Origin of the sequence: Enterobacter cloacae complex sp. SHL020 (assembly GCF_049236945.1) — a bacterium.
Taxonomy (GTDB): Bacteria; Pseudomonadota; Gammaproteobacteria; order Enterobacterales; family Enterobacteriaceae; genus Enterobacter; species Enterobacter dykesii.
Window position 1 is genome coordinate 23,470 of sequence record NZ_JBMKJF010000011.1, and the last position, 12,096, is coordinate 35,565.

Sequence of the window (12,096 nt, forward strand, 5' to 3'; positions counted from 1 at the left end):
TATACAGGAACCTCGCCCTGGAGAATGAGGTGCTGTATGACATCCCTGACTCGCCCGCGCGTTGAGTTTATCTCAACTATCCTCCAGACCGTGCTGAACCTCGGTCTGTTGAGCCTTGGTCTGATACTGGTCGTCTTTTTGGGTAAAGAGACGGTGCATCTTGCGGATGTACTGTTCGCTCCTGAACAAACCAGCAAATATGCGCTGGTGGAAGGCCTGGTGGTCTACTTTCTCTACTTTGAATTTATCGCCCTGATTGTGAAGTACTTTCAGTCCGGCTTTCACTTCCCGCTGCGTTATTTTGTCTACATTGGGATCACTGCAATAGTGCGGCTGATCATCGTCGATCATAAATCCCCGCTCGACGTGCTGATCTACTCGGCGGCGATCCTGCTGCTGGTGATCACCCTCTGGCTGTGTAACTCGAAGCGGCTGAAACGCGAATAAAAAAATGGCGGCCCGGAGGCCGCCTAACAACAGTCACAAGTTGGGTCAATACAATACGTCTAAAGTTGAGGGTTGCAGTGGCATAACAAAATGAAACTTAACCTTTCACACCGCCCGCCGTCAGGCCGTTGACCAGCCAGCGCTGCGCCAGCAGGAACACCACGGTAATCGGGATGGCAGAGAGTACGGCCGCCGCGGCAAAGTCGCCCCACAGGTAGTTTTGCGGGTTGAGGTATTGCTGCATACCTACGGCCAGGGTGTAGCTGTTCACATCACGCAGTAACAGTGAGGCAACCGGTACTTCGGTGATCGCAGCGATAAACGACAGGATAAACACTACCGCCAGAATCGGCACCGACAGCGGCAGCAGCACCAGGCGGAACGCCTGCCACGGGGTTGCGCCATCCAGCGCGGCCGCTTCTTCCAGGGAGCCGTCGATGGTTTCGAAATAGCCTTTAATGGTCCATACATGCAGTGCGATACCGCCAAGATAGGCGAAGATCACGCCGCCGTGGGTGTTCAGGCCGATAAAGGGGACGTACTGGCCCAGACGGTCAAACAGGGCATACAACGCCACCAGTGACAGCACGGCCGGGAACATCTGGAAAATCAGCATCCCTTTCAGCAGTGAGGCTTTGCCCGGGAACTTCATACGGGCGAAAGCGTACGCACAGGTCGTGGAGAGCGTCACGATACCTATCGCGGTGATCCCGGCGATTTTCACCGAGTTCCACAGCCACAGCAGCACCGGGAACGGCGGCGGCGTGACGCGGCCATCCGCGTGTTCCACGCTGAAGCCCAGCGCGAGCTTCCAGTGCTCCCAGGAGATTTCGTCCGGGATCAGGCTCCCGGTGGCGAAGTTACCCGAACGCAGGGAGATGGCGATAACCATCAGCAGCGGGAACATGATCGCCGCGATGAAAATCAGCAGGCCTAAGTGCGTCGCCAGGAGGCGCAGTTTTTGAGATTTGGGTTGTACCATTGCCATGATCGATGCCCTCCTTAGTCAAATTTCATACGTGTGGCTTTCAGGTTCACAATCGCCAGGGCGCCTACCAGCAGGAAGATCAGGGTGGCAATCGCTGCTGCCAGACCGAAGTCCTGGCCGCCGCCGCCTTCGAAGGCGATACGGTAGGTGTAGCTCACGAGCAGGTCGGTATAGCCTGCTGGCGTCGTGGTGCCAAGGCGGTCCGGGCCGCCGTTGGTCAACAGCTGAATCAGCACGAAGTTGTTAAAGTTAAAGGCGAAGCTGGCAATCATCAGCGGCGTCAGCGGCTTAATGAGCAGCGGCAGCGTAATTTTAAAGAAGTTCTGGAACGGGCCCGCGCCGTCCATCGCCGAGGCTTCGTACAGATCGTCCGGGATAGCCTTCAGCAGGCCCATGCACAGGATCATCATGTACGGATAACCGAGCCAGGTGTTCACGATGATAATCATCGAGCGAGCGGTGGTCGGGTCGCTGAACCAGGCAGGTTTGATGCCGAACAGGGCGCTCAGCATCATGTTGATTTCACCGAAGCTCTGGTTAAACAGCCCTTTGAAAATCAGAATCGAGATAAACGACGGTACGGCATACGGCAGGATCAGCAGCACGCGGTAAATCGCTTTGCCTTTCAGGGATTCCCACTGGACCAGACAGGCCAGCACCATGCCCACGGCAACGGTCAGGATCACCGTCAGCACCGAGAAGACCACCGTCCAGACGAAGATGGCGAAGAACGGTTTCTGAATGCCTTCGTCGGTAAACACGCGGGTAAAGTTGTCCCAGCCGATGGTGACGGTATAGCCTGGGCTGAGTTTGTCATCACCCCATTTGCCGTCGGCAGTAATGGACTGATAGAAACCAATGTCGTTATTCGGACGGTATTTCACGCCGCTCTGGTTGTTGGTCAGCGTGCCGTCGTCCGCCAGGGTATAGAGCGGCTGTGTGCCGGAGAACTGGCGCAGCGAGCTCATGGTCACTTTGCTTTCGTCTGGCAGCACGGCGGTGAGCTGGGTCAGCGCCTGACGGTTCTGGGTAATGACGCGCAGGTTGGCACGTTCACCCTCTGGCAGGGCCTGTGCCTCTTTTAAGGCCAGCTTCTGCTCGCCGCCAAATTTGAACGCGTCGGAGACATAGTATTTGCTGCTTGCTTCGTCAGTAAGCGCTAACTTCCACTCGTTACCGGCAGGATACAGGCCGAAGTTAAAGGTCTTGCCTGCCTGATATGAGCGATCCAGCAGGACCTGCTGCGCGCGTTCCTGCGCAAGCTGGTTGGTGCTGCTGTAGTTGGTAAACGCAATAGCAATGGTACAAATCAGCGGGAACAGGACAAACAGCCCCATCCCGGCCACGCCCGGGTAGACATAGCGCCAGGCATAGGCTTTACGATTAGCGAAAATATACAGGCCAGCAGAGCTTAAAATCAGCGTCATGATGGCAAACAGATATTCCCCTTGTACGTACATTAAAACAACAAGGTAACCCACCAGCAGACACAGCAGACCTATCGCTGACCACTTCAGCGCGTCGCTTTGCCACCAGCGTTTCTTTTTAATGACATCCATGGGGTTTTTCCTCTACAACGTTTGATCTTTTCTCCCTCTCCTGGGGGAGAGGGCCGGGGTGAGGGCGTGCGGATAGCGCCAACCCTCACCCTAACCCTCTCCCAAAGGGAGAGGGGACTACGTCATTACTTAGTAATACGACCCTGAGCATCTTTCAGCGCGGCATCGACAGTCTGACGACCGCTTGCAGCGTTGATGACCGCGGTACGCGTGGCGTACCAGAACGCAGCCATCTGTGGAATGTTCGGCATGATTTCGCCTTTCTGGGCGTTATCCATGGTGGCCGCGATACGTGGGTCTTTCGCCAGCTGATCCTGGAAGGATTTCAGCGCGACGGCGCCCAGCGGTTTGTCCTTGTTCACTTCATCCAGACCCTGATCGGTCAGCAGGTAGTTTTCCAGGAACTCTTTCGCCAGCTCTTTGTTCGGGCTGGCGGCGTTGATGCCCGCGCTTAGCACGCCAACGAACGGTTTAGATGGCTTGCCTTTGAAGGTTGGCAGCAGCGTCACGCCGTAGTTGACTTTGCTCTTGTCGATGTTGGTCCAGGCCCACGGACCGTTGATGGTCATCGCGGTTTCGCCTTTGTTGAACGCCGCTTCCGCGATGGAGTAGTCGGTATCCGCGTTCATGTGTTTGTTCTTGATCAGATCAACCAGGAAGGTCAGACCAGCTTTCGCGCCAGCGTTGTCCACGCCCACGTCTTTAACGTCATATTTGCCGTTTTCAAACTTGAACGCGTAACCGCCGTCGGCAGCAATCAGCGGCCAGGTGAAGTACGGCTCTTGCAGGTTGAACATCAGCGCGGATTTACCTTTCGCCTTCAGCTCTTTATCCAGTTTCGGGATCTCTTCCCAAGTTTTCGGTGGGTTTGGTACCAGGTCTTTGTTGTAAATCAGAGACAGGGCTTCAACCGCGATAGGGTATGCGATCAGCTTGCCGTTATAGCGAACGGCGTCCCAGGTGAACGGGAACAGTTTGTCCTGGAAAGATTTGTCCGGCGTCACTTCAGCCAGCAGGCCAGACTGCGCGTAACCACCGAAACGGTCATGCGCCCAGAAGATGATGTCCGGGCCGTCGCCGGTTGCTGCAACCTGCGGGAACTTCTCTTCCAGTTTGTCCGGATGTTCTACGGTCACTTTGATGCCGGTATCTTTTTCGAATTTTTTGCCCACTTCGGCCAGGCCGTTATAGCCTTTGTCGCCGTTAATCCAGATAACCAGTTTGCCTTCTTCAATTTTGGCGAGCGCTGGGGCGGAAACCATCATTGCTGCAAGGGCGGACAATGCGAAAACGCGTGCGCCAGTCTTGATATTCATATCTGCCATCCTTTTTGGTGATGTCTCGTGGTATGACTTCAGTGGTTCAACGTGACTCAGTCTCCTTATTTGACATCCTCTTTCCATCCTCCCAACCCCTACGCCCCACCCCCCGTTTGTGTGATCTCCGTTGCATAAATTTAAGTTATGAGTGCTGGCGCACATAAAAACCCACCGAATTTTGCAGGCGGCTTCACGAATTTTGCCTCAGCCCGCCCACGGCGGTCGCAGAGCCTGCTCTCTCATCCTCCCGCCTCCTCCCCCATAAAAAAGGCGGGGGGTGGAGGATTCGGGAAAGTAATGGATACCCCATAGTGAACTTATCTTGAATGTTTCTGTCGGTGACAGGTTGTAACGAAGGGAGAAGGGCATGGCGAGCGTACAGCTGCGTAATGTAACGAAAGCCTGGGGTGACGTTGTGGTGTCGAAAGACATCAATCTGGACATCAACGAAGGCGAATTCGTGGTGTTTGTTGGCCCATCAGGCTGTGGTAAATCTACTCTGCTGCGTATGATTGCCGGTCTTGAAACGATTACCAGCGGCGACCTGCTGATTGGTGATACCCGAATGAACGACATCCCGCCTGCCGAACGTGGTGTAGGCATGGTGTTCCAGTCTTATGCACTCTATCCACACCTTTCCGTTGCCGAAAATATGTCCTTCGGCCTGAAGCTGGCTGGCGCGAAGAAAGAGGTGATTAACCAGCGCGTGACGCAGGTGGCGGAGGTGTTACAGCTGGCGCATCTGCTGGAGCGTAAACCGAAAGCGCTTTCCGGCGGTCAGCGTCAGCGTGTGGCGATTGGCCGTACCCTGGTGGCCGAACCGCGCGTGTTCCTGCTCGATGAACCTCTCTCTAACCTGGATGCCGCCCTGCGCGTCCAGATGCGTATTGAAATCTCCCGTCTGCACAAGCGTCTTGGCCGCACGATGATTTACGTCACCCACGATCAGGTGGAAGCGATGACCCTCGCCGACAAAATCGTGGTGCTGGATGCCGGTCGCGTGGCGCAGGTGGGCAAACCGCTGGAGCTGTACCACTACCCGGCAGACCGCTTTGTTGCGGGCTTTATTGGCTCGCCAAAGATGAACTTCCTGCCCGTCAAAGTGACCGCGACAGCCATTGAACAGGTACAGGTGGAGCTGCCAAACCGCCAGCAGGTCTGGCTACCGGTCGACAGCGCCAACGTACAGGTCGGGGCAAACATGTCCCTCGGTATTCGTCCTGAGCACCTGCTGCCGAGCCACATCGCTGATGTGACCCTGGAAGGTGACGTTCAGGTCGTCGAACAGCTTGGTCACGAAACACAGATTCATATCCAGATCCCCGCCATCCGTCAGAACCTGGTCTACCGCCAGAATGACGTGGTGTTGGTAGAAGAGGGTGCCAGATTCGCTATCGGCTTGCCGCCAGAGCGTTGCCATCTGTTCCGTGAGGATGGCACTGCATGTCGTCGGTTGCACAAAGAGCCAGGCGTTTAAGCAATCCCAAAAGAAGACACGAAACCGACAGGTGAAGTGTTCAAAGAAAAGCAATGATCTCAGGAGATAGAATGATGATTACTCTGCGCAAACTTCCTCTGGCAGTTGCCGTCGCAGCGGGCGTAATGTCTGCTCAGGCACTGGCCGTGGATTTCCATGGTTATGCTCGTTCCGGTATCGGCTGGACGGGTAGTGGTGGTCAACAACAATGCTTCCAGGCAACCGGTGCTCAAAGTAAATACCGTCTCGGTAACGAATGTGAAACCTACGCGGAACTGAAACTGGGCCAGGAAGTGTGGAAAGAGGGCGATAAAAGCTTCTATTTTGACACCAACGTAGCTTATTCAGTTAACCAGGAAAACGACTGGGAAGCCACCAGCCCGGCGTTCCGTGAAGCAAACGTGCAGGGTAAAAACCTGATTGAATGGTTGCCAGGTTCTACTATTTGGGCCGGTAAGCGCTTCTATCAGCGTCATGACGTCCACATGATCGACTTCTACTACTGGGATATTTCAGGGCCTGGTGCTGGTCTTGAAAACATCGATCTAGGTTTCGGTAAACTGTCTTTAGCCGCGACACGCTCCACTGAAACAGGCGGCTCTGCTACCTTTGGTAGCGATAGCATTTATGATTACAACCAAAAAACGGCGAACGATGTTTTCGATGTTCGTTTAGCTCAGATGGAAATCAACCCAGGGGGTACACTGGAACTGGGCGTTGACTACGGTCGTGCTAACCCACGTGATGATTATCGTTTGGTTGACGGCGCGTCTAAAGATGGTTGGATGTTCACTGCCGAACATACCCAGAGCATGCTGAAGGGCTATAACAAATTTGTGGTTCAGTATGCCACCGATTCAATGACTGCTCAGGGTAAAGGCCTGTCTCAAGGTTCTGGTGTAGGTATCGATCCTAACTCACATTTTGCCTATGACATCAACAATAACGGTAGCCTGCTGCGTATCCTGGATCATGGTGCAATCTCTTTGGGCGATCGTTGGGACCTGATGTACGTTGGTATGTATCAGGATATCGACTGGGATAATAACAACGGCACCAAGTGGTGGACCGTGGGCGTTCGTCCAATGTTCAAATGGACGCCAATCATGAGCACCTTGCTGGAAGTTGGCTACGACAACGTCAAATCACAGGAAACTGGCGAAACCAACAACCAGTATAAAATCACCCTGGCGCAACAGTGGCAGGCAGGTGACAGCATCTGGTCACGTCCAGCAATCCGCGTCTTTGCAACCTATGCCAAGTGGGATGAAAAATGGGGCTACGACTACACCGGTAACCCTTCCAACAACGCGAACTTTGGTAAAGCAGTCAAAGATGGCTTTAACGGTGGTTCCTTCGGTCGCGGTGACAACGACGAGTGGTCCTTCGGCGCCCAGATGGAAATCTGGTGGTAATCCCGTCTTAACCTGACGTAATGACCAAACTGAGGGGCGCAAGCCCCTCAATCCTTGGGACGGCGCGCTATTGCCTGGCTACCGCTGAACCTGTGCATTTTGAGGTGATAACAATGAAAATGAACAAAACTCTCCTTGCCCTTTGTTTAACCGCAGGGCTGCTGGCGAGCGCGCCTTCTGTAACGCTCGCTAACGTCAATTTCGTTCCACAAAACACAACATCCGCGCCAGCCATTCCGACAGCGGCATTGCAACAGCTGGTCTGGACCCCTGTCGATCAGTCTAAAACCCAGACCACCCAGCTTTCAACGGCTGGTCAGTCACTTAATGTTCCGGGTATTACCGGCCCGGTCGCTGCGTATAGCGTACCCGCCAATATTGGTGAACTGGCCATTACCTTGACCAGTGAAGTTAATAAGCAGACGAGCGTATTTGCACCAAACGTGCTTATTCTCGATCAGAACATGACGCCATCTGCCTTTTTCCCTAGTGAATACTTTACATATCAGGAACCCGGCGTAATGAGCGCCGACCGTCTGGAAGGCGTCATGCGCCTTACGCCAGCGCTCGGCCAGCAAAAACTCTACGTGCTGGTCTTTACCACTGAGCAGGATCTTCAGAAGACCACCACGTTGCTCGATCCGGCTAAAGCCTACGCAAAAGGTACCGGTAACGCGATTCCTGATATTCCAGACCCGATTGCTCGTCACGTCACCGACGGAACGTTAAAGCTGAAGGTGAAAACGAACAGCGGTTCAAGCGTGCTGGTCGGCCCGCTGTTTGGCTCTTCCGGTTCCGGCCCTGTCACTGTAGGTAACACAGCTGCTCCTGCCTATACCGCGCCAGCGGCCACGGCAGCCGCACCGGTAGCGGCCGCAGCGCCTGCCCCGGCGAAGAAGGCTGAGCCGGTACTGAACGACACCGAAGAGTACTTCAACAACGCCATTAAGCAGGCGGTGAAGCGCGGCGATGTCGATAAAGCGCTGAAACTGCTTGATGAAGCCGAACGTTTAGGTTCAACCACTGCCCGTTCCACCTTTATCAGCAGTGTAAAAGGCAAGGGGTAACCGTTTCCCCACAGTGCTGATTTGTTAGTAGTTTGGTGCGCCTGAGTGGGCGCACTTTTTTTCGTAGCCGCCAGTCTGTTGCGCCCATGTTGCGACCGTGATCGTTAAATAACGTTTGGCCCCCCTCAATCCGTGTTTCTGCGATACAATGCCATTACGTTATGTATCGGAGAGTCTGGCATGTCACACCCTGCGCTAACGCAACTGCGTGCGCTGCGCTATTTTGACCAAATACCTGCGCTTGATCCTCAGCAACTGGACTGGTTGTTGCTGGAAGATTCCATGACGAAACGTTTTGAGCAACAGGGTAAAACGGTCACGGTGACCCTGATTCAGGAAGGGTTTGTCTCTGGCGATGAGATCGCCAGCGAGCTGCCGCTGCTGCCGCAGGAGCCACGCTACTGGCTGCGCGAAATTTTACTCTGTGCTGATGGTGAACCGTGGCTTGCCGGACGGACGGTGGTGCCCGAGTCAACTCTTTCCGGGCCAGAGCTGGCGCTGCAACGTCTGGGGAAAACGCCGCTGGGGCGTTACCTTTTCACCTCGTCTGAGCTTACCCGGGATTTTATTGAGATTGGTCGTGATGCCGAACTCTGGGGGCGTCGTTCCCGCCTTCGCCTGAGCGGTAAACCGTTAATTCTGACGGAGCTTTTTTTACCGGCATCACCGTTGTACTAAGAGGAAGAAAAAATGGAGTGGAGCCTGACGCAGAATAAGCTGTTGGCGTATCACCGCTTAATGCGTACCGATAAACCCATTGGCGCGCTACTGCTGCTGTGGCCGACCCTGTGGGCGCTGTGGCTCGCCACGCCGGGCGTGCCGCCGCTGTGGATCCTTGGCGTGTTCGTTGCCGGCGTCTGGCTGATGCGCGCGGCGGGCTGCGTGGTCAACGACTATGCCGATCGTAAATTCGACGGTCATGTTAAGCGTACTGCCGGTCGTCCGTTACCCAGCGGGCAGGTCACCGGGAAAGAAGCCCGCGTGTTGTTCATTGTGCTGGTGCTGCTCTCTTTCCTGCTGGTGTTGACCCTAAACACCATGACCATTCTGCTTTCCGTTGCGGCGCTGGCGTTGGCCTGTGTATATCCCTTTATGAAACGCTATACCCACCTGCCTCAGGTGGTGCTGGGCGCGGCGTTTGGCTGGTCGATTCCGATGGCGTTTGCGGCGGTTAGTGAGTCCTTACCGCTCAGCTGCTGGCTGATGTTCCTGGCGAACATTCTCTGGGCCGTGGCGTATGACACGCAATACGCGATGGTAGACCGCGATGATGACCTGAAAATTGGCATCAAATCCACCGCCATCCTCTTTGGTCGTCAGGACAAGCTGATTATCGGTATCCTGCAGGTTGCGGTACTGGCACTGATGGTCGCGATCGGTCGCCTGAACGGGCTGAGCTGGGAGTTTTACTGGTCCGTGCTGGTGGCGGGACTGCTGTTTGCGTACCAGCAAAAGCTGATTGCTAAGCGTGAACGTGACGCCTGTTTTAAAGCGTTTATGAACAATAATTACGTCGGTCTGGTGCTGTTTTTAGGCCTGGCGATGAGCTATTTCTTATAAAAAAGTCGGGTGGCGGCTTCGCCTTACCCGACCTACGAGTTAGCAGGACATTTAGGCCCGGTAAGCGTTAGCGCCACCGGGCTTTTTTTACCGGCGACGCAGCAGCCGCAGCGCGTTCGCCGTCACCAGTACCGTTGCCCCGGTATCCGCCAGCACCGCCAGCCACAGTCCGGTCATGCCGAGCAGCGTCGTCACCAGGAAAATCCCCTTCAGCCCGAGCGCAATGCCGATGTTCTGACGAATGTTGGCCCGCGTCGCGCGCGCCAGGGCGATGGTCTGCGCCAGCCCGGTCAGGCGGTTGTGCGTCAATGCCGCGTCGGCCGTTTCCAGCGCCACGTCGGTACCGCTGCCCATCGCAATACCGATGGTGGAGGCTTTCATCGCCGGGGCATCGTTAATCCCGTCACCGACCATCGCCAGCGGCGCGCGAGCGTTCAGCTCCGTTACCGCGCTGACCTTATCCGCAGGCAGCAATCCGGCTTTAAACTCCAGCCCCAGCTCACCGGCAATCGCTGCTGCCGCGCGAGGGTTATCACCGGTAAGAATAACGCCCTGCACGCCCAGCTTGTGCAGCGCCGCCACGGCTTCTTTGGCGTCATCGCGCAGGGTATCGCGCAGTGCCAGCATCCCTTTCGCGACGCCGTCCTGCAGGACCGTCACGACAGTTTGTCCGGTCTGTTCTAACGCCTCAACCTCTGGACTGGAAGACTTGCCCGCCGCGACAATCAGCACCTTTTTACCGCCAACGGTGGCCTCAATCCCTGACCCGACCAGCGCTCGTTGGGCGGTTGCCGTAGGGATGCTCAGCCCGCGCGACTGCGCTTCTTGCACAATCGCCTGCGCCAGCGGGTGAGTGGACCCCTGCTCAACGGCGGCGGCCAGTGTAAGCAGCTCATCTTCACTGATTTCCTGCGGATACACGCCGGTTACCTGCGGCTTACCCACGGTTAACGTACCGGTTTTATCGAAGGCGATATGCTGAACCTGGCTCAGCTGTTCCAGCGCCGCGCCGCCCTTAATCAGCGCCCCGCGACGTGCCGCTGCCGCCAGACCTGAGGTAATCGCCGCCGGGGTGGAAATCACCAGCGCGCACGGGCAGCCGATCAGCAGCAGCGTCAGCCCTTTATAAATCCAGCCCTCCCATTGCGCGCCAAAGAACAGCGGCGGAACGACGGTGACCAGCAGGGCAACCAGCATGATGGCAGGGGTATAAATTCGGCTGAAGCGATCGATAAAGCGTTCGACCGGCGCGCGGCGCTCCTCTGCCTCTTCAATCAGCTTCAGGATACGGTCGATGGCGCTGTCGCCCGGCTCGGAAAGCACGGTGAGCTGCACCAGACGGTCGACGCTGGTGGCGCCAGCAGGCACTTTTTCACCCGCGGCGCGCTCTACCGGAATGGATTCCCCGGTCAGGGCGCTTTCATCAAAGCTCGCGGTGGCGGTAAGCAGCGCGCCGTCTGCAGGCAGACGCCCCCCTGCGGCCACCTCAATCACGTCGCCCGGGCGTAGCGTGTTAATGGCAACCGTTTCACGCGTGCCGTTTACCACGCGAATGGCGGTTTCCGGCTTCAGCGCCATCAGCGCGCTGATCCCTTTACGCGCCCGGCTCGCCGCCCAGCCCTCAAGGCGTTCGCCGATTAAGAACAGCAGCAGTACCATCGCCGCTTCTGCCGTCGCGCCAATGAACAGCGCGCCGATTGCCGCCACGCTCATCAGCGTTTCGATGGCAAACCAGCTGCCGCTTTTCATCAGGCGCAGCGCCTGACGGGCAATCGGGAACAGGCCGACCAGTGTGGTGGCGATAAACGCCAGATTGCCGAACGGATGGTTAATCTGCTCCAGCCCCCAGCTCAGGGCCATCATGATGATGAGGGTAATGAGCGGCAGGTTTTCTTTCAGGGTGGAGGCTTTTTCAACGGGAGTCGTTTCGCTGCGCAGGGTATAGCCCGCCTGGCTGACGGCGGCTTCAACCTGCTTGCTGACGTCGGTATCGGCGCTAACCAGCAGCTTTTCGGTGGCGAACAGCACCTGAACGTGACTCACGCCCGGCACCTGTTTGACGGCGTTTTCCACCTTACGGGCGCAGGCCGCGCAGTCCATGCCGTTGACGACCCAGCTGTAGCGGTTGCCACTTTCAGGAAGCGTTTGAGTTGGCGTTTCGCACGCGCCTTCGCAGCAGCAGTCGTCTTTCGACGGCACCGGGCTGAGCTTAAGTGCCGAGAATTGAGGTACTTTTTTAGGTATTTCTGGAGTCGACATGGCAG

The 12,096-nt window shown here is 56.2% G+C and carries 10 protein-coding genes; 6 read left to right on the forward strand and 4 right to left on the reverse strand.

Going from position 1 to position 12,096, the window contains the following annotated elements:
• Positions 1 to 36 precede the first annotated feature (36 nt).
• Positions 37 to 447: a phosphate-starvation-inducible protein PsiE gene (gene psiE, locus ACOTZB_RS20040; RefSeq protein WP_000202963.1), complete on the forward strand. Its 411-nt coding sequence runs from the start codon at positions 37 to 39 to the stop codon at positions 445 to 447.
• 97 nt (positions 448 to 544) lie between these two features.
• Here psiE and malG read toward each other — a convergent pair whose 3' ends face one another.
• From malG to malE, 3 genes are all read right to left on the reverse strand, one after another.
• Positions 545 to 1,435 carry a maltose ABC transporter permease MalG gene (gene malG / locus ACOTZB_RS20045; protein WP_014830272.1) on the reverse strand — a complete coding sequence of 297 codons (891 nt, stop codon included), beginning with the start codon at positions 1,433 to 1,435 and terminating at the stop codon, positions 545 to 547.
• Between the two features lie 14 nt (positions 1,436 to 1,449).
• Positions 1,450 to 2,994, reverse strand: coding sequence for a maltose ABC transporter permease MalF (malF, locus tag ACOTZB_RS20050; RefSeq protein WP_029740622.1), 1,545 nt, complete (start codon positions 2,992 to 2,994; stop codon positions 1,450 to 1,452).
• Between the two features lie 125 nt (positions 2,995 to 3,119).
• Positions 3,120 to 4,310, reverse strand: a complete 1,191-nt coding sequence (malE, locus tag ACOTZB_RS20055) for a maltose/maltodextrin ABC transporter substrate-binding protein MalE (protein ID WP_193805505.1) — start codon at positions 4,308 to 4,310, stop codon at positions 3,120 to 3,122.
• A 370-nt stretch (positions 4,311 to 4,680) separates the two neighbouring features.
• Here malE and malK point away from each other — a divergent pair, with 370 nt between their 5' ends.
• The 5 genes from malK (at position 4,681) to ubiA (ending at position 9,832) form a co-directional block, all read left to right on the forward strand.
• Positions 4,681 to 5,790: a maltose/maltodextrin ABC transporter ATP-binding protein MalK gene (gene malK / locus ACOTZB_RS20060; RefSeq protein WP_032650555.1), complete on the forward strand. Its 1,110-nt coding sequence runs from the start codon at positions 4,681 to 4,683 to the stop codon at positions 5,788 to 5,790.
• Positions 5,791 to 5,861: 71 nt separating this feature from the next.
• Positions 5,862 to 7,205 (forward strand): maltoporin, encoded by a 1,344-nt coding sequence (locus ACOTZB_RS20065; protein ID WP_193805506.1) that lies wholly within the window; start codon positions 5,862 to 5,864, stop codon positions 7,203 to 7,205.
• Between the two features lie 113 nt (positions 7,206 to 7,318).
• A complete protein-coding gene (gene malM / locus ACOTZB_RS20070; protein ID WP_126331134.1) occupies positions 7,319 to 8,272 on the forward strand; it encodes a maltose operon protein MalM in 954 nt (317 codons plus the stop codon).
• A 180-nt stretch (positions 8,273 to 8,452) separates the two neighbouring features.
• Positions 8,453 to 8,950: a chorismate lyase gene (gene ubiC / locus ACOTZB_RS20075; protein ID WP_023334136.1), complete on the forward strand. Its 498-nt coding sequence runs from the start codon at positions 8,453 to 8,455 to the stop codon at positions 8,948 to 8,950.
• Between the two features lie 12 nt (positions 8,951 to 8,962).
• Positions 8,963 to 9,832, forward strand: coding sequence for a 4-hydroxybenzoate octaprenyltransferase (gene ubiA, locus ACOTZB_RS20080; RefSeq protein WP_421628327.1), 870 nt, complete (start codon positions 8,963 to 8,965; stop codon positions 9,830 to 9,832).
• 87 nt (positions 9,833 to 9,919) lie between these two features.
• Here the strand turns inward: ubiA and zntA are convergent, their stop codons facing one another.
• A complete protein-coding gene (zntA, locus tag ACOTZB_RS20085; protein ID WP_421628329.1) occupies positions 9,920 to 12,091 on the reverse strand; it encodes a Zn(II)/Cd(II)/Pb(II) translocating P-type ATPase ZntA in 2,172 nt (723 codons plus the stop codon).
• Positions 12,092 to 12,096 lie beyond the last annotated feature (5 nt).